Source organism: Planotetraspora sp. A-T 1434, assembly GCF_025420585.1.
In the GTDB taxonomy this organism is placed as follows: domain Bacteria; phylum Actinomycetota; class Actinomycetes; order Streptosporangiales; family Streptosporangiaceae; genus JAOEGB01.
Map to the genome: position 1 here is coordinate 102,224 of NZ_JAOEGB010000017.1, position 17,298 is coordinate 119,521.

16 protein-coding genes are annotated in these 17,298 nt (G+C 71.4%); 6 read left to right on the forward strand and 10 right to left on the reverse strand.

Annotation, left to right across the window (positions count from 1 at the left end; genetic code table 11):
- Positions 1-24 precede the first annotated feature (24 nt).
- From dapF to N5079_RS22280, 5 genes are all read left to right on the forward strand, one after another.
- A complete protein-coding gene (gene dapF / locus N5079_RS22260; protein WP_261585904.1) occupies positions 25-837 on the forward strand; it encodes a diaminopimelate epimerase in 813 nt (270 codons plus the stop codon).
- Between the two features lie 36 nt (positions 838-873).
- Entirely contained in the window at positions 874-3,180 is a 2,307-nt protein-coding gene (locus tag N5079_RS22265; protein ID WP_261585905.1) for a tetratricopeptide repeat protein, read from the forward strand.
- A gap of 52 nt (positions 3,181-3,232) precedes the next feature.
- A complete protein-coding gene (locus N5079_RS22270) occupies positions 3,233-3,994 on the forward strand; it encodes an SDR family NAD(P)-dependent oxidoreductase (protein ID WP_261585906.1) in 762 nt (253 codons plus the stop codon).
- A gap of 125 nt (positions 3,995-4,119) precedes the next feature.
- Positions 4,120-5,061, forward strand: a complete 942-nt coding sequence (locus N5079_RS22275; RefSeq protein ID WP_261585907.1) for an ABC transporter substrate-binding protein — start codon at positions 4,120-4,122, stop codon at positions 5,059-5,061.
- A gap of 84 nt (positions 5,062-5,145) precedes the next feature.
- A complete protein-coding gene (locus N5079_RS22280) occupies positions 5,146-5,925 on the forward strand; it encodes an HNH endonuclease family protein (RefSeq protein ID WP_261585908.1) in 780 nt (259 codons plus the stop codon).
- A gap of 340 nt (positions 5,926-6,265) precedes the next feature.
- Here N5079_RS22280 and N5079_RS22285 read toward each other — a convergent pair whose 3' ends face one another.
- From N5079_RS22285 to aceB, 9 genes are all read right to left on the reverse strand, one after another.
- Positions 6,266-7,345, reverse strand: a complete 1,080-nt coding sequence (locus N5079_RS22285; RefSeq protein WP_261585909.1) for a CU044_5270 family protein — start codon at positions 7,343-7,345, stop codon at positions 6,266-6,268.
- Positions 7,342-8,040, reverse strand: a complete 699-nt coding sequence (locus tag N5079_RS22290; protein WP_315967877.1) for an RNA polymerase sigma factor — start codon at positions 8,038-8,040, stop codon at positions 7,342-7,344. Before N5079_RS22290 ends, N5079_RS22285 begins: the two co-directional genes overlap by 4 nt.
- A gap of 105 nt (positions 8,041-8,145) precedes the next feature.
- On the reverse strand, positions 8,146-8,361 hold the full coding sequence (locus tag N5079_RS22295; RefSeq protein ID WP_261585910.1) for a DUF2277 domain-containing protein: 216 nt from the start codon (positions 8,359-8,361) through the stop codon (positions 8,146-8,148).
- 37 nt (positions 8,362-8,398) lie between these two features.
- Positions 8,399-9,133, reverse strand: coding sequence for an IclR family transcriptional regulator (locus N5079_RS22300; RefSeq protein ID WP_261585911.1), 735 nt, complete (start codon positions 9,131-9,133; stop codon positions 8,399-8,401).
- A complete protein-coding gene (locus N5079_RS22305; protein WP_261585912.1) occupies positions 9,130-10,359 on the reverse strand; it encodes a (Fe-S)-binding protein in 1,230 nt (409 codons plus the stop codon). The genes N5079_RS22300 and N5079_RS22305 overlap by 4 nt, the downstream gene beginning before the upstream one ends.
- Positions 10,359-11,546, reverse strand: a complete 1,188-nt coding sequence (locus N5079_RS22310) for an FAD-binding oxidoreductase (RefSeq protein WP_261585913.1) — start codon at positions 11,544-11,546, stop codon at positions 10,359-10,361. The genes N5079_RS22305 and N5079_RS22310 overlap by 1 nt, the downstream gene beginning before the upstream one ends.
- On the reverse strand, positions 11,546-12,994 hold the full coding sequence (locus tag N5079_RS22315; protein WP_261585914.1) for an FAD-binding oxidoreductase: 1,449 nt from the start codon (positions 12,992-12,994) through the stop codon (positions 11,546-11,548). Before N5079_RS22315 ends, N5079_RS22310 begins: the two co-directional genes overlap by 1 nt.
- Position 12,995: 1 nt before the next feature.
- The gene (locus tag N5079_RS22320; protein ID WP_261585915.1) at positions 12,996-13,241 is read right to left on the reverse strand and encodes a hypothetical protein; all 246 of its coding nucleotides are present in this window, start codon (positions 13,239-13,241) and stop codon (positions 12,996-12,998) included.
- A gap of 143 nt (positions 13,242-13,384) precedes the next feature.
- On the reverse strand, positions 13,385-14,971 hold the full coding sequence (gene aceB, locus N5079_RS22325) for a malate synthase A (protein WP_261585916.1): 1,587 nt from the start codon (positions 14,969-14,971) through the stop codon (positions 13,385-13,387).
- 179 nt (positions 14,972-15,150) lie between these two features.
- On the opposite strand from aceB, the gene N5079_RS22330 reads away from it, so the two are divergent.
- A complete protein-coding gene (locus N5079_RS22330) occupies positions 15,151-15,834 on the forward strand; it encodes a DUF4097 domain-containing protein (protein ID WP_261585917.1) in 684 nt (227 codons plus the stop codon).
- On the opposite strand, the gene N5079_RS22335 is transcribed toward N5079_RS22330, so the two are convergent.
- Positions 15,819-17,168 carry an FAD-binding oxidoreductase gene (locus tag N5079_RS22335; protein ID WP_261585918.1) on the reverse strand — a complete coding sequence of 450 codons (1,350 nt, stop codon included), beginning with the start codon at positions 17,166-17,168 and terminating at the stop codon, positions 15,819-15,821. The two genes, N5079_RS22330 and N5079_RS22335, sit on opposite strands and share 16 nt — an antisense overlap.
- Positions 17,169-17,298 lie beyond the last annotated feature (130 nt).

The following is a 17,298-nucleotide window of genomic DNA, read 5'->3' on the forward strand; positions in this document are numbered from 1 at the left end:
GGTGAGCGCCTAGAATGCGGTGACATGCGGTTCGTTAAGGGGCACGGCACCGAGAACGACTTTGTCATCCTGCCGGACGCCGACGCCCGGCTGGATCTGACGCCCGCCACCGTCGCGGCGCTGTGCGATCGGCGCGCGGGCATCGGCGGCGACGGCGTCCTGCGGGTCGTCCGGGCCAAGCTGTGCCCCGAGGTGGCCGATCAGACCTCCGAGGCCGAGTGGTTCATGGACTACCGCAACGCTGACGGCAGCGTCGCGGAGATGTGCGGCAACGGCGTGCGGGTGTTCGCCCGCTACCTCGTCGACTCCGGGCTGGCCGCGCCCGGCGAGTTCGGCGTCGCGACCCGCGGCGGGGTCAAGCGCGTACGGCTCGGCCCCACCGGCGACGTCACCGTGGACATGGGCAGGCCGCGCGTCCTGGGCGAGAGCTGTACGACCGTCAACGGACGGGAATATCACGGCCTCAACGTCAACATGGGCAACCCCCACCTGGCCTGTGTCATCGCGGACCCGGTCGCCGGGCTGGACCTGAGCCGGGAGCCGGAGTTCGACCGGGCGGTCTACCCCCGGGGCGTGAACATCGAGCTGATCAACCCCGTCGCCGACCGCGCCGTCTCCATGCGCGTCCACGAGCGCGGCTCCGGCGAGACGCGGTCGTGCGGCACGGGAGCCGTCGCCACCGCCGTCGCCGCGGCGCACGCGATCGGGGAGTCCACCGGGACGTGGAGCGTCCGCGTGCTGGGCGGCACCGTGACCGTCACGCTCGACCAGGACACCAGCTACCTGTCCGGCCCCGCCGTACTCGTGGCCTCCGGAGAGTATCCGCCCATGATTTAGGCAGGCCGTCGTCCAGGGCCCGGCGCTGTTTGGGACATGGTCGCTGAACTGGCAGACTTGCTGCCCATGGACGTGGACATCTGGGCCTGGGTCGCCGGCACCCAGCGGGAACTGCACGAAGCCGGCAACGCCGGCCTGGCGATGGCGCTGGGCGACGTGCCCGCGCAGGCGCTGGAAGGCCGGTACGCGCAGCTTGACGTCGTGGCACCCGCCGTGGCCCAGCACGCGGAGACGCTCGGCCAGCCCTGGCTGGAGCTGTTCGCGCGCTACTGGCACGTGCTCGGCCGCGTCGGCGACCGGGCCAACGGCGCCGTCGCGCTCGAGGACGCCGCCGCGCTGGTGGAGTTCGCCGCCCGTGACGACGTCCGCGACTGCCCCTCCGCGCCCGCCGCGGTGGAGGCGCTGGCCATCACCCAGGCGAACACCGACGGCCCCGGCTACGCGGAGGCCAGGCTGGCCGCCCTGGGCGCCGCCCTCGACGGCGTCGGGCCCGAGTCGCTCGCGTTCTCCGGGCTGGTCACGCAGTACGTCGCCGCCCTCATCGACGCCGGCCAGGCCGGCGAGGCCGTAGGTTACGCCGAGGCCGCGGTCGAACGGCTGAGCGGGGCCGGCCGGGAGGCGAGCTGGGAGCTGGGGGCGACCGCCGCCCGCGCGCTGCTCGCCGTGGGCCGCGCGGACGACGCCCTGACCGCGCTGGAGGCGGCGACCGGTTTCAAGCCGGACGACCCGGTCGCGAAGGGCCGCCGCGAGGGGCTGCTCAAGTCGCTCATCCTGGCCACCCTCGGCCGCACGGAGGAGGCCGTGGACGCGCTGCCCGACCTCGACGTGGTCGGCGACCACCCCCGCGACTGGGTGGAGTGGGGCCGCGCCGTCGCCCTTCTGGCCGGGAGCGGCTCCATCGCCAACACCTGGCAGCTCGGTCGCATCCTGCGCCAGTGGATCACCTATTTCCAGACGATGGGCGGCCACCGCGCCCGGTTCGAGCTGGCGCTGACGGCGGGCCGCCTCGCCATCGCCCGGCAGGGCCTGTGGCAGGCCCGGCTGCTCGCCGACGAGGCGGAAGCCGTTCTGGCCGACCTCGAGAACACCGACGGTCTTCCCGAGCGGATCGCCGAGCTGCGCGCCGCCGTGGACCGGGCTCCCGAGCTGCCGCCGCCCGGCCCCCAGGATGAGCTGGTCGCCTACTTCGAGGCCGCCGACGGCCGCACCGCCGACCCCGAGCGCTGGGTCGGCTGGCTGTGGCCGCTGTCCGGCACGGACCTGGAGGCCACCCGCCGCCACACCACCACGCTGGGCTTCCTCGGCTACTCCGCCGCGGGGGCCGACATCTACTGGGCCATGGTGGACGGCGACCCGGCCGCCGCGGACCCGGAGGACATCGCCTACCTGACGGGCCTGCTGATCGAGGCCGGGCAGGACGAGCGGGTGGAGCGGCTCGCGGAACGCCTGCCGGAGAGCCAGTCCCACCTCGCCCTCGCCCGCCTCTACCGGGCCCGCGAGCGCTGGGAGGAGACCGCGGCCGAGGCGGAGCTGGCCGTCGCGGCGGGCGCCCTGGTGGAGGGCAGCCGTCTGTGGTCCGGCGCGGTCCAGCAGCTCGGCGACAACGCCAAGGCCGCCGACATCCTGCGTCCCCTGCTCGAGCTGGAGGACCGCGAGGAGGAGGACGTCTGGCGGTTGATCGTCCTGGCGACCGCCGCCGAGGACTGGGCGACCGTCCGGGCCGCCGCCGCGACGCTCGGCATGCCGCTCCAGTCGGAGGAGGGGCCCATCGAGGAAGAGTGGCACCTCATCCGCGCCATCCTCCCGGCTCCGGACGGCAGCCAGCGCGAGGTGCTGGCCGTACGGACCGGTCCGGCGACCGCCCGCCTCGCCATCCCGCAGCCGCGCGGCATGGAGTACAACGCCGGCGACGTGATCGTGGTGGACCCCCGGCCGCTGGAGCCGATCCCCGAGGACCCGCAGGAGCGCGAGAGCTTCGTCATCCCGTTCGCCGGGGTGTCGATGCTGTGGCCCGGCGGCTACACGAGCTGGTTCTTCGACGGGGCCGCCCCGTCGGAGGACGAGTGGGCCGAGTTCAACGAGCTGCTCGCCGAGCGGGGCTGGCCGATGTGGGTCTACAGCGACGAGGGTTACCACGTCACCCATCCGGCCACCGGGGAGCGGCTGCCGGGCGTGTTCGGCTGGATCGCCGTGCCGCCGACCGTGACCCCCTCCGAGCTCGACGCCGTGCTCGACGACGCCACGGAGCAGTGGGTCCACCCGCTGTCCTGGCTCGACCTGGCCCGCGAGGTCGGGGTCGAGACGGAGCGGCACGAGCGGATCGTCAAGGAGTACGGCCTCTGATCCACCGCCCGGACGGAGCGGTCTAGAATCACGTTCGGCTTAGGAGGTCGGCGTGGTGCTGGAGCGGTTCAGGTTGGATGGCAAGGTGGCCATCGTCACGGGGGCGTCGTCGGGGCTCGGCGTCGCCTTCGCCCGAGGGCTCGCCGAGGCGGGCGCCGACATCGCGATCGGCGCCCGTCGCAAGGAAAGGCTGGAGGAGACCCGGCGGCTGGTCGAGGAGACCGGGCGCCGTTGCCTCGCCGTCGCGACGGACGTCACCGTCCCCGAGGAGTGCCAGGCTCTCGTCGACGCGACCGTCGCCGAGTTCAGCCAGGTCGACATCCTGATCAACAACGCCGGGGTCGGCACCGCCGTCCCGGCTCTGCGGGAGACGCCCGAGCAGTTCCGCCAGGTGGTCGACATCAACCTGCACGGGACCTACTGGATGGCGCAGGCGTGCGCGCGCGTCATGCGGCCGGGGTCCTCGATCGTCAACGTCGGGAGCGTGCTCGGGGAGACGACCGCCGGCCTGCCGCAGGCGGCGTACAGCGCGTCCAAGGCCGCCGTCACCGGGCTCACCCGCGACCTCGCCCAGCAGTGGACCCCGCGCCGGGGCATCCGGGTCAACTGCCTGGAGCCCGGGTTCTTCGACTCCGAGATGACGGAGCAGTACCCCGACGGCTACCTCGACCGGATGGGCGAGCAGCGCGTCCTGATGAGGCGGCCGGGAGATCCCGCCGAACTGGTCGCCGCCGCCGTCTTCCTCGCCTCGGACGCGGGCTCGTACGTCACCGGAGTGGTTCTTCCGGTCGACGGGGGCATTCTGGTCACCTAAAGATCACGACGTGGCACTCGGGCTCCCCAAGTGATCTGGCGCCCTGGTCGTGGCCCGCACGCATCGCGAGCAGATGGGCACTCTCCGTAGCCGATACGTGGAATACTCGGCCGGTGGGAGGTCACATGATGAGGTTCCGTCTCCTCGCCGGGGTGCTCACCGCCGCGCTGACCTTGACCGCCTGTGGCGGAGGGGGTGCGGCCGAGCCGGACGCGGTCCCCGCCGGGACGGTACGGCTCGCCCTCAACCGGTGGGTCGGGTACGAGGCAAGCGCCGCCGTGGTGGCCTACCTCCTCAAGCACGAGCTCGGCTACACCGTCGAGCTGGTGAAGAGCGACGAGGCCGACGCCTGGAAGGGCTTCGAGACCGGGACCGTCGACGTGGTGATCGAGAACTGGGCGCACCCCGAGCTCAAGAAGGAGTACATCGAGCAGAAGAACGTCGCCGTCACCGCAGGGGAGACCGGCAACAAGGGTGTCATCGGGTGGTACGTCCCCGAGTGGATGGCGCAGAAGTATCCCGACATCACGGACTATCGGAACCTGGCGAAGTACCGCGGCCTGTTCAGGACCGACAAGAGCGGTGACCTGGGGCAGTTCCTGGCGGGCGACCCGTCGTTCGTGACCAACGACGAGGCGCTGATCAAGAACCTCGGCCTGCCGTACAAGGTGGTCTACGCGGGCAGCGAGGACGCGCTGATCGCCGAGGCGCGGAAGGCCGGCGAGGAGCGCACGCCGCTGCTCATGTACTTCTACGAGCCCCAGTGGCTGTTCAGCCGGCTCAAGCTCGTCAAGGTCAACCTCCCGCCGTACGCCATCGGGTGTGACACCGACCCGAAGAAGATCGCCTGCGACTACCCGCCCTACCTGCTGGACAAGATCGTCAGCCGGAGGTTCGCGAGCACCGGCGGCAAGGCGTACGAGCTGGTGAAGAACTTCAAATGGACGAACGACGACCAGAACGCCGTGGCGTACGACATCGCCGTGAACAAGCTGTCCGCTGAGGCGGCGGCGCGGAAGTGGGCCGAGGCCAACAAGATCGTCTGGCAGGCCTGGATCCCGACCTAGAAGATCCCGCTTCCCCCGTATTGCGCATTTGTTGCCATCCCTTGGGAATTGCTATACCTAGTAGCGATACCTAAGGAGTGGCATTTGGGCGGCGGGCGTGGATCGCGGCTGTTCGTCGGCGTCTCGGTGGCGGTGGCCGTATTAGCCGGATGTGGTCCGGCGGGGGACCTCTCCATCGACAAGCCGGGACGGATTGGAAGCGACAAGGGCGACGGCAAGGGCGGCGACGGCACCAGCCGGGGCGCCAACCCGCTGGACAATCCGGAGGGGACCAAGCCGGGGCTGGCGCCGATCAAGTCGGACAAGGACCGGGCCGCGGCCCGGAAGCTGATCGACAAGGTGCCGACGAAGGGCCGCGGCCCGAAGACCGGCTACGACCGCGACGAGTTCGGCTACGCCTGGGCGGACAACGCAGACGGCATCCCGTGGGCCCACAACGGCTGCGACACCCGCAACGACCTGCTCAAACGGGACGGCGTGGAGGTCAAGTTCCGGAGCGGATCCGACTGCGTCGTGACGTCCATGACGCTGTACGACCCGTACACCGGCAAGACGATCGAGTGGAGCAAACAGGACGCGGCCGAGGTCCAGATCGACCACGTGATGCCGCTGTCCTACGACTGGCAGATGGGCGCGTCCCGCTGGAGCGACGGCAAGCGCAAGCAGATCGCCAACGACCCGCTGAACCTGCTGCCGGTGGACGGCTCGACCAACTCCTCCAAGGGCGACTCCGGCCCCGCGTCGTGGCTGCCGCCGGTCAAGGGCATCCGCTGCTCGTACGCCGTCCGGTTCGCCCAGGTCGCCCTCAAGTACGACCTTCCGGTGACCACGGCCGACAAGGCGGCGATGCTGGAGCAGTGCTGAGCCGGTAGCGGAGCTCGGGCCGTCCGACGCCGCCACCCCTTGCCGCTGATCATGCACATGTTCCCGCACGCGCCGTCCTGCCTGGCCCTTTGCGCGGCGTGATCATGCACGCATTCCCGTACGCGCCGCGCTACCTGGCGCTTTGTGCGTCGTGATCATGCATGACGAGGGTGCGCCCGACGGCCGGACACCGCAGATCACTGACATTGTCGGCCCTGATCAGACCGTGTACGGCGGAATCCATGCATGATCACAATCCGGGGAATCCCATGTCCCCGAGCTTCCCGGGAAACCGTGCATGATCACGGCGACGGTTACCTGACCGGCCCTAGCCTCGCGGTCAGGCGCAGCCGGCGGCGGGGTCGTCGACCTTGGGAGCTGTGTCGTCGACGGACACCTCCAGCTGGGCCGTCGACGCGACCAGGCTGCCGACGGGCGACTTCGCCTCCTTCTCGTCGACCACGACGCCGCGCTCCCCGAGCAGCTCGTAGGTCTTCGGGTCGAAGATGATGTCCTCCCGGACGCCGTTGGACACGCGCCCGACGCCGATGCCCCTGCGACCGGCGGCGTCCTCGGCGTCCTCGCTCACCGTGACCCCCGGGATCGTCCCGGCCGCCTTGAAGAGCGCGGCGCGCTGGGCGGCCGGCATGTAGGTCTCCCTCAGCAGGTCGCCCACGGCCGTCCATGCGGCGTCGTCGGGGGACGCGCTGCCTTTCTTGGAGTAGAGGTAGGCGCGCATGCCGTCCGGACCCGTGGGGAGCTTCTTCAGCTCGATGTACGCCGTGTCCGGCACAGTGGGGCAGGCGGGCAGCTTGTCCCACTCGACGCCCTGCTCCGCGTAGGCCGCCTTCGGGATCGGCCAGCCCGGGTAGGCCTTCGGGTCCAGAAACTCCCGCTTGAGCGCGCCGTCCCTCGTCCCGTCGGCCGAGAGCCAGATCGTGCGCTTCGATCGGTAGAGGTAGCGGGTCTCCTTGTCCGTCTCGCCGGTCTTGACGTCAGCCATGCCGCCCCCGAACGCCCCGTACATCGTCTGCGAGGTCACCTTGATGAACTGGTCGTCGCGCGGGCTGAGGTCGGTCACGGCCCGCGCGGCCTTGCCGAGCACCTCGACCGCGGACATCTTCGAGATCTTCGGTAGCGCCACGACGGCCGAGCCTGAGCCGCCCGTGCCATGGCTGCCTGTGGCCTGCGAGCCGATGCCCTGCGTGCCGGTGTGCGGCGCCGGGGCGAGCACACCGACCGCGACGACGCCCGCCGCCGCGGCCGTGGCCACGCCCGCGAAGGCGATGCCGTACGGCTTCCGCCGCCGCGCCGGGGCCGAGGCCCCGGTCAGCCCGCGCCGGGCGGCCATCTTGGCCGTGACAGAGTAGGGCGCGGCCTCCGGCCGGGCCTGGCTGATCATGTCGATTTCGTCGTTCACGGGGCGGTCTCCTCGGGGAGATGGCGGCGGAGTTTCGCGCGAATGCGGTGCAGCCGGGAGCGCACCGTCCCGACGGGGATCTTCAGGGCTTCGGCGGCCTGCTCATAGGTGAGATCGGCCCAGGCGACCAGCAGCAGCAGGTCGCGCTCGGACGCCGACAGCCGCGCGAGCGCGGCCGCCAGCGCCGGACGCAGGGCGGCCGCGCTGGCCCGCTCGGCGTTGCGCTCCTCCTCGTGGAGGTCGCCGTCGTGCGGGGCCCGGGCCAGCGCCTTCAGCCTGCGGACCTCCGACCTGCGGTGGCCGGAGATCAGGTTGCCGGCGATGCCGTACAGCCACGGCCGGGCGTCGGGCCGGCTCAGGTCGTACCGGTGCCGCTTGCGGAACGCGACGAGGAACGTCTCGGCGGTCACGTCGTCCGCATGCCCCTGGTCATAGGAGGAGCCGGGGCCGAGCCGGCGGCTCGCGTAGGCGTGGATCTCGTCGGCATGCCGGTCGAAGACCCCGGCGAACTGGTCCGGGTCGGTCAGCGACGCGCGGATCAAACCCGCGTCGCTGGGCTCGGCCGCTCTGGCCGCCGGATGGCCGGAGGCCGGATCGCCGGGTTCCACGTCCCCGCCCTGACCCGCCAGGGCTCGCGGAACGACGAGCCGATCCCAGGGCTGCGTGTCCTGTTCGGTGGCCGACGTCCTCACCACCCGTCATGTCCGTTCATAGGGGGAATCCTCTCTTCGTCTCACCCCTACTCCGCCGGACAGGCTCAGGCGGTTCCCACCCGCAGGACGAATCCCCCTAAGGGCCCGTCAGCTGCGGGCGCCGCGGACCTGCAAGGAGGCGAGCAGCGTCGTGCTGGCCTCGGTTATCGCCTCCACGGCGCGCTCGAACGCCTCCGCGTTGTGCGAGGCCGGGGCGCGGAAACCGGAGATCTTCCGGACGTACTGCAGGGCCGCCGCGTGGATGTCCTCCTCCGTGACCTCGTCGGTGAAGGGGGGCCGCAACGTCTTGATGCTTCGACACATACGGCCATCTTCCCCGGCGAGGCCCCCTCCGCGGAACTCAGGAGCCGAAGATCGCAGCACCGAAGTCGTCGGCCACCTTCCGCAGCGCCCCCGCCAGCTCGTCGCGGTCGATCGCGTCGATGCGCTCGGCGGGGCCGGACACCGACATCGCGGCGAAGGCGCGCCCGCCGTCCAGGACCGGCACGGCCATGCAGTGCACGCCGTTCTCCTCCTCGCCCAGATCCAGCGCGTACCCCTGGGTGCGGACCCGCTCCAGCTCCTCCAGCATCGCGCCGACCGTGGTGATCGTCTGGTCCGTACGGCGGGGCAGCCCGGTCCGCTCGAACACCGCCGCCGCGTCTCTGCGCTCGGCCAGCAGCACCTTGCCGACGGCCGTGCTGTGGGGGAGCACCCGCCGGCCCACCTCGGCGAACATCCGCAGGCGGCGCGGCGACGGCACCTGGGCCACGTAGACGACGAAGTCGCCCTCCAGCACCGCCAGGTTGGCCGTCTCGCCGGAGAGTTCGACCAGCTTGGCGAGGTACGGCTCGGCCCACACGGCGACCATGCGCTCGGCCGCGCCCCCGAGCCGGACCAGCGCCCCGCCCAGGGCGTACCTCCGGTCGGACTCCTGCCGGACGTACCCCCGCGCGAGCAGCGTCTGGAGCAGCCGGTGGATCGTCCCGTACGGCAGGCCGGTCCTGGCGGCGAGCTCCGACACTCCGGCCTGGCCGCCCTGCTCCGCGAGGGCCTCCAGCACGTCGAGCGCCCGGTCGACGCTCTGCACGCTCACAGCCTCCCCCTCCCGCGCAGGGAGGCGTCGAGCACCTCGGCGGTGTGCGCGACCCGGATCTCGCCCTTGCCGGTCCGCCGGAGGGACGCCGCGATCTGCATGGTGCAGCCCGGGTTGGCGGACACGAGCAGGTCGGCGCCGGTGGCGAGGACCCGCTCCGCCTTACGGTCGCCCAGCTCCCTGGCGGGCTCCGGCTGGAACAGGTTGTAGGTCCCTGCCGACCCGCAGCAGATGGCCGACTCCGCGATCTCCCGCAGCTCCAGCCCGGGAATCGCCCTGAGCAGCTCGCGGGGCTGGGAGCGCACCCCCTGGGCGTGGGCGAGATGGCAGGCGTCGTGGTAGGCCACGGAGATCGGCAGCGGGTGGCGCTCGGCGACCGGCCCCAGCTCGACCAGGAACTCCGCGAGGTCGCGGACCCGTAACGCCCCGGCCCGCTCGGCCCATCCGGGATCGTCCCGCAGCACCTCGGCGTACTCCTTCATGCTCGACCCGCACCCGGCGGCGTTGACCACGACCGTGTCGACGCCGGCCTTCTCAAAAGTCGCGATCGTCCGCTTGGCGAACTTCCTCGCCTCGGCCTCCCGGCCCGCGTGCAGCGACAGCGCGCCGCAGCAGCCCTGGTGCCGGGGGATGACCACGTCACAGCCCTCCAGCGCCAGCACGCGGGCCGTCGCGGCGTTGACCTGGGGGAAGAACTCGCCCTGCACGCAGCCGGTCAGCAGCCCCACCGTGGCCCTGCGCCGGCTCCTCGCCCTGACGACGGGCGGGAGCCGTACGGGGCGTGCGGACGGGGGAGCCAGCTCGGCCATCGCGCCCAGCGAGGGGTTCACCCGCTCCAGGAACGGCTGGAGCCGCTTGCTCAGCGCCATCGGGAGGCGCATGGCGCGCAGCCTCCGCCGGTAGGGGAACAGCGCGAAGACCAGCCCCCTGATCGCCCGGTCGTCGGGGGTTCGCGCGTGCTCCTTCTCGACCACGCCCCGCGTCCGCTCGATCAGCCGGTCGTACCGCACCCCGGAGGGGCAGGCCGTCACGCAGGCCATGCAGCCGAGGCACGCGTCGAAGTGGCCCGCCATCTCGCCGGTGACCGGCGTGCCCTCGACATGCTGGCCCATCAGGTGGATCCGCCCGCGAGGGGAGTCCATCTCCTCGCCCCACAGGACGTACGTCGGGCACGTGGGCAGGCAGAAGCCGCAGTGCACGCAGTCCTTGATCAGCTCGGGGTCCATCAGATGCCTCCCACGAACCGGCCGGGGGACATCCGTCGATCGGGATCGAAGCGAGCCTTGACGCTGCGCATCAGCCCCAGCGCGCCGGTTCCGCCCCAGAAGTCCAGCTCAGAGGGCGCGGTCAGGACGATCAGCCGTCCGCCGTCAGGCCGGATCTCGTCCCGCACGGCGGCGACGAAGGCGGCCACCTTCCCGGGATCCGACTCCGCGGGAAGCGCCACGTGCAGGTCGGCCGTGCCGGCCGAGCCGCGGACGTGCGGCGCGAGGCTCAGGCGCGCGGCGTGCGCGGCGACCGCGTGCAGCGTGCCCTCGAGCGCGGCGGGCAGCACCCGCAGGGCGAGCAGGAGGTCGTCGCCGGGAAGGCGTCCCCACCACGTGGGCGGCTCCTCGCCGATGTGGGCGTCCCCGCCCATCAGGTCCTGTACGGCTTTCGCCCGCTCGGCCGCCGCCACGCCCTCGACCAGGATGGACAGGACCACGGGACCGTGCGGGCCGGACCGGTCGAGCTCGATCGCGGCCGGTTCGAGCGGAGACGCGGCCAGCGCCCCCACCACGCCGGGGTCGGCGGACGAGGTCGTCACCCACCGGCTGTCGGCGGGCAGCGGGTGCAGGCGGAACGTCGCCTCCGTGATGACGCCGAGCGTGCCGTACGAGCCGGTGAACAGCTTGCCCAGGTCATAGCCCGCGACGTTCTTGACCACCTTGCCGCCCGCCCTGGCGATCGTGCCGTCGGCCAGCACCACCGTGATGCCGATGAGCAGGTCGCGGGCCGTGCCGTACCGGAACCTGAGCGGCCCGGCGACGCCGGTGGCGAGCGTCCCGCCCACCGTGGCGCCTTCGCCCGGCGCGTCGAGGGCGAGCCGCTGCCCGGCGGCGGCCAGCGTCCCGGCCAGCGCGTCGAGGGTAACCCCCGCCTGGACCTTGACAACGAGATCACCGGCGACGTGTTCCAGCACATCGTTGAGGCAGCAGGTGTCGATCAGGAGGTCGCAGCGCTCGGGCGGCGGCCCCCAGTGCAGCGTGGTCCCCCCGCCGACGGGGACCACGGCGAGGTCGTGGTCGGCGGCCACGCGGAGCACCGCCGCGATCTCCTCCGTCGTCTCCGGCAGCGCCACCCAGCGCGGCCGGACGCCCGCCACCGCGTCGCCCCCGTCTGCCGCGCGGACCGTCACGCCGGGAACGATCATCAGAACTGCTCCGCCAGGCCGGACTCCACCAGCGGGTGGACGCCCTTGCGCACCCCCGGTACCTCGCCGCACAGCCGCGGCGTGGGGAAGACCTTGCCGGGGTTGGACAGGCCCTTCGGGTCGAAGGCGCACCGCACGAGTTGCATGGTGTCGAGGTCCTCCTCGCTGAACATTCGCGGCATATAGCGGGATTTATCCACACCTACGCCATGTTCACCAGTGATCGAGCCGCCGTGGTCGATGCACAGGTCGAGGATGCGCCCGCTGACGACCTCGGCGCGCTCGCCCTGGCCGGGTACGGCGTCGTCGAACAGGACCAGCGGATGGAGGTTGCCGTCGCCTGCGTGGAAGACGTTGGCCACCCGGATGCCGAACTCCTCCTGGAGCCGGTCGATCCCGGCCAGCACCTCGGGCAGGGCCGTGCGGGGGACCACGCCGTCCTGCACGATGTAGGCGGGGCTGATCCGGCCCACGGCGGCGAACGCCGACTTGCGGCCCTTCCAGATCGCGGCCCGCTCCTCGGCGGAAGCGGCCACGCGGATCTCGAACGCGCCGCTCTCGCGGCAGATCCTCTCCACGGCGGCGAACTGGTGCTCCACCTCGGCATGCGGCCCGTCCAGCTCCACGATGAGCACGGCTCCCGCCCCGGCGGGGTAGTCGCAGCGGACCGCCGCCTCCGCCGCCTCGATGGCGAGGGCGTCCATCATCTCGATGGCGGCGGGGACGACGCCCGCCGCGATGATCGCCGACACGGCCTGGCCGCCGCCCTCGATGCCGGAGAAGGCCGCCAGCAGGGTCGTGACCGACTCCGGCAGCGGCGACAGCCGTACGGTGACCTTGGTGGCGATGCCGAGCGTGCCCTCCGAGCCGATGAACGCGCCGAGCAGGTCGTAGCCGGGATCGCGGTCGGAGAGCTCGACGATCTCCCCGTCGGGGGTGACCAGCTCGATCCCGAGGACGTGGTTGACCGTGAAGCCGTACTTCAGGCAGTGCGCGCCGCCCGAGTTCTCCGCGACGTTGCCGCCGATGGAGCAGATCTGCTGGCTGGACGGGTCGGGGGCGTAGTAGTAGCCCTGGTCTCTGACGGCCTCGGTGATCGCCAGGTTGGTCACTCCCGGCTCGACGACGGCCCGCCGGTTGGGGATGTCGATCTCCAGGATGCGGCGCATGCGCGAGGTGACGATGAGCACGCCGTCGGTCCGGGGGAGGGCGCCTCCGGACAGGCCCGTCCCCGACCCCCGCGCCACGAACGGCACGCCGAACTCGTCGCACAGCCGTACGACGGCCGCGACCTGCTCGGCCGTCTCCGGAAGCACGACCACCCCGGGAGTGGCCCGGTGATAGGTCAGCCCGTCACACTCGTACGTCCGCAACCGCACCGGATCCGTGATCACCGCGTCCGGGGTCAGGACTTCCCCTAGTCGCGCTGCGAGCCGTTGGAGAGACATTTCAGTACCGTTCCTCCTCCCGCATCTCCAGCAGAGATTTCGTAACTGTGTTGTTCGTATCGACCGGCTGCACGGCGAGTTGATCATCGATCGATGCCGGCAGCGCTGTCCGGTCGGCCGTGGCGGGCATCGCCCCGCCTTCCCGGATCCGCTGGTCGAGAGAGTCCTCGTCTTCAGTCGAATCATCTCGCAGAGCAGGGGCCACGGCACCCGCGTAGAAGTCCCGCGTGGGTCGGTCATCGAGCATGTCGAGAAGGACGACGATGTGGCCCCACGGAATTTGTCCAACAGCTTGTTGGACAATTTCCGGCCACGCTTTGGCGCGTACACCATGCGTGGTCAGGAATCGTCCGCTCAGGCGGACGATTCCTGACCACGAAATCCGTCATGTCAGGGCATGCGGGCATAGGCGGGGAGGGTGAGGAACTCCGCGAAGTCGTCGTCGAGGGCGACTTCCTTGAAGAGCGCGGTGGCCTGGGCGTACAGCTCCTCGTCGTATCCCGGTTCGGCGGCGATCTTGGAAAGCTCCTCCCCGATGATCCGCTCGACCAGCTCGCGGGTCACCACGGCTCCCGTGTCGGCCAGCTCGATGTCGTTGTGGATCCACTGCCAGATCTGCGACCGGGAGATCTCGGCGGTCGCGGCGTCCTCCATCAGGTTGTGGATGGCCACCGCGCCCAGGCCGCCCATCCAGGCCGCCAGGTAGCGCAGCGCCACATCGACGTTGTTGCGCAGACCCGTCTCGGTGATCTGGCCCGGCGTCTGGGACACCGACAGCAGGTCCTCGGCGGTGACGTGGACGTCCTCGCGCAGCCGGTCGAGCTGGTTCGGGCGCTCGCCGAGCACGCCGTCGAAGACCTCGCGGCAGATGGGCACCAGGTCGGGGTGGGCCACCCAGGACCCGTCGAAGCCGTCGCCCGACTCGCGGGTCTTGTCGGCCCGCACCTTCTCCAGGGCGACCTTGTTGACCTCGGGGTCGCGCCGGGAAGGGATGAAGGCCGCCATGCCGCCGATCGCGTGCGCGCCGCGCTTGTGGCAGGTGCGCACGAGCAGCTCGGTATAGGCCCGCATGAAGGGCGCGGTCATCGTCACGGCGTTCCGCTCCGGCAGCAGGAACTCGCGGCCCCGGGTGCGGAACTTCTTGATCACGCTGAACAGGTAGTCCCACCGGCCGGCGTTGAGGCCCGCGGAGTGGTCCCGCAACTCGTAGAGGATCTCCTCCATCTCGAACGCCGCCGGGTACGTCTCGATGAGCACGGTCGCCCGGATGGTCCCGTGCGGGACGCCGAGCAGCTCCTGGGCCCGGGCGAACACGTCGTTCCAGAGCCGCGCCTCCAGGTGCGACTCCATCTTCGGCAGGTAGAAGTACGGCCCGCGGCCCTTGGCGATCTGCCGCTGGGCGCAGTGGAAGAAGTAGAGCCCGAAGTCGAGCAGCGAGCCCGACATGTCGGACCCGTCGATCTGGACGTGCTTCTCCGGCAGGTGCCAGCCGCGCGGGCGGACCACCACGGTGGCGAGCTCCTCGTCCGGCTTCAGGGCGTACGTCTTGCCGCCGGCGGAGAAGTCGATGGCGCGGTCGAGAGCGTCGCGGAGGTTGAGCTGCCCGTTGATCGTGTTCTCCCACGTGGGAGCGTTGGCGTCCTCGAAGTCGGCCAGCCACACCTTGGCGCCGGAGTTCAGGGCGTTGATCGTCATCTTGCGGTCGACCGGGCCGGTGATCTCCACGCGGCGGTCCTCCAGCCCGGGAGCGGGGGGCGCGACGCGCCATTCCGACTCGCGCACGTGTTTGGTCTCCGGAAGGAAGTCGAGCGTGCCGCCCGCGGAGAGCTCGGCCTGCCGGTCCTGCCGTGCCGCGAGCAGCTCCCGGCGCCTGGCGTCGAACTCGCGCTGGAGGGTGGCCACGAAGGCGAGGGCCTCTGGCGTGAGGATCTCGTCGAAGCGATCGAGCAGAGGGCCTGTGATCTCAACGCCTTCCATCGAGGCTCCTTTCCACTATGCGGAAATATCGTTCTGAATAGTGGAATCGACGCTACTCCACCCGTTACTGGAGGGTCAACGCGGGGTGCGGCACTCAGGGGAGTGCCCCGGGAGTCCTCGGGGAGCCCTCGGGGGCTTCCCCGATGGGCGGGAGCCGTACGGGACCGAACAATCGAGGCATGAGAAAGCAGACGCTGATCGTCGCCGGAACCGTCCTGGGCGCGGGGCTGGCCCTGACCGCGTGCGACCTGAAGGTGGACTTCGGAGGGGAGCAGGCCACCGAGTCCTATGACGTGGCCGACAAAGTGGCCGTCCTCGACGCCCACACCGGGTCCGGAGACATCGTGGTGAACGAGTCGGACAGGTCCGGCGTCCACGTCACCGAGACCCTGCACTGGCGCGGCGAGAAGCCGCGGAACGGGCACAGCGTCAGCGGGGGCACGCTGACCTTGGACTACAACTGCCACGACTGCTGGATCGACTACCGGGTCGAGGTCCCGCGCGGACTGGACGTCAAGATCGACTCGGGGTCGGGGACGATCACGCTGCGCCAGCTGACCGGCCCGGTGGTCGCCTCCACGGGGTCCGGGGACGTCGACGCGAGGGGGCTGGCCGGCAAGAACGTCTCGGCGAGCACCGGGTCGGGTGACGTCAAGCTGAGGTTCGCCGCCGTGCCCGACCAGGTGCACGCCGAGACCGGCTCGGGGGACGGCCTGGTGTGGGTGCCCTCCGGGGCGTACAACGTGACCACCGAGACCGGCTCGGGCGACCGGGACGTGCAGGTCACCCAGGATCCGTCCGCCCCGCGCACGATCGTGGTGAAGACCGGGTCCGGCGACGCCAAGATCTACAAGACGGGGTAGTTGCTGCGGAACAGCCCGTTCGGGTCGCGGCGGCGCTTGATGTCGCGCAGCCGGGCCAGGACGTCGCCGGGGAACGCCGACGCGGCCTTCTCACCGTAGCCGAGACAGGTGAACGGCTTGCGCCCGGTCGTGTGCGGCACCAGCGCCCGCGAGATGGCCGCCTGCCGCTCCTTGACCGCCTCCCCTGCCTCGGGAGAGATCATGATTCCCAGCAGCGCCAGCAGGTACGGCTCGGCGACATGGCCGCACGCGCCCGATCCGGGTCCGGTACGGCTCAGCGCGCCGCCGAGGTGACGAACCTGCACCGACACGAGCGGCGCGATGTCCCCCGCCGCGGCCATCAGGTCTCCGGTCACCATGTCGTCGAGGCCGGTCAGGAGCTCGGAGCGGAGCAGGCCCGCGCCGGGCTCGGTCGGCTCGGCGCAGATGGTGCCGAGCGCCTCGATCGGAAGCGCCGCCCGCGTGTCGAGGACGGCCCCCGGGATCCGCTCGAACCCGCGCAGGAGGTCTCGGCCCTCGCGGGTCTCGCCGAGGAACGCCACGTCGACCGCGACGGCCGACAGGCCGCGCAGCGGCTCGGGAACCTGCGGGAACGGCGGGAACCGGAGCAGCGAGAACCACACGGCCAGCTCCTCGGGTGCCGCCGCCGTCACCTCCCGGAAGACCGCGAGCACCTCGGCGGCGCGGGCGGCCGGCCACACGAGGCGACCGCCGTAGAGGGCGGGAGCCGGGTGCAGGTCGAACTCCATGGCCGTCACCAGCGCGAAGTCGCCGCCGCCACCGCGCAGCGCCCAGAACAGGTCCGGGTCGGACTCCGCCGTCACACGGGCGGGTGCCCCTTCGGCGTCGATCACATCGAAGGCCCGGACGCCGTCCGCCGCGAAGCCGTACCGGCGGCTGAACCAGCTCAGGCCGCCGCCGAGCGTGAAGCCGGTCGCGCTCACGACGGGGGAGCTTCCGGCGAGGCCGGTGAGCCCGTGCTTGCCCGAGGCGACCAGGATCTCGCCCCACCGCGCGCCCGCCTCGACCCGCGCGAGCCGCCGCTCGGGCGTGATCTCGACCCCGCGCATCCGGCCGGTGCGCAACAGGATCGTCCCGTCTAGCTCGGTCGTCGCGCCGTGCCCGGAGGGCTGGGTGGCGACGCTGAGCCCGGCCAGGCGGGCGTAACCCACGACAGCGGCCGCGTCCGCGGCGTCCTCGACCGTCACGACCGCGCGGACCCGCTGGTCCACTGACCGGTTCCAGGGCAGGCGCGCGGTCTCGAAGTCGTCGTCTCCGGGCGCCAGAACCTCGCCCCGCACCGCGCGCCGCAGGTCGTTTCCGATGGCTGTCATGCTTTCTCCTCATGTCGTCGTGGCATGTCGTCGTAGCTTTCGCCCCATACGGTGCCGCGCACGGTTTGTGAAGGAGCTGTGGCCGGCTAGGAGTCGGCTGTCCGGCGACTGGACGCCTAGGCTTAAGAAC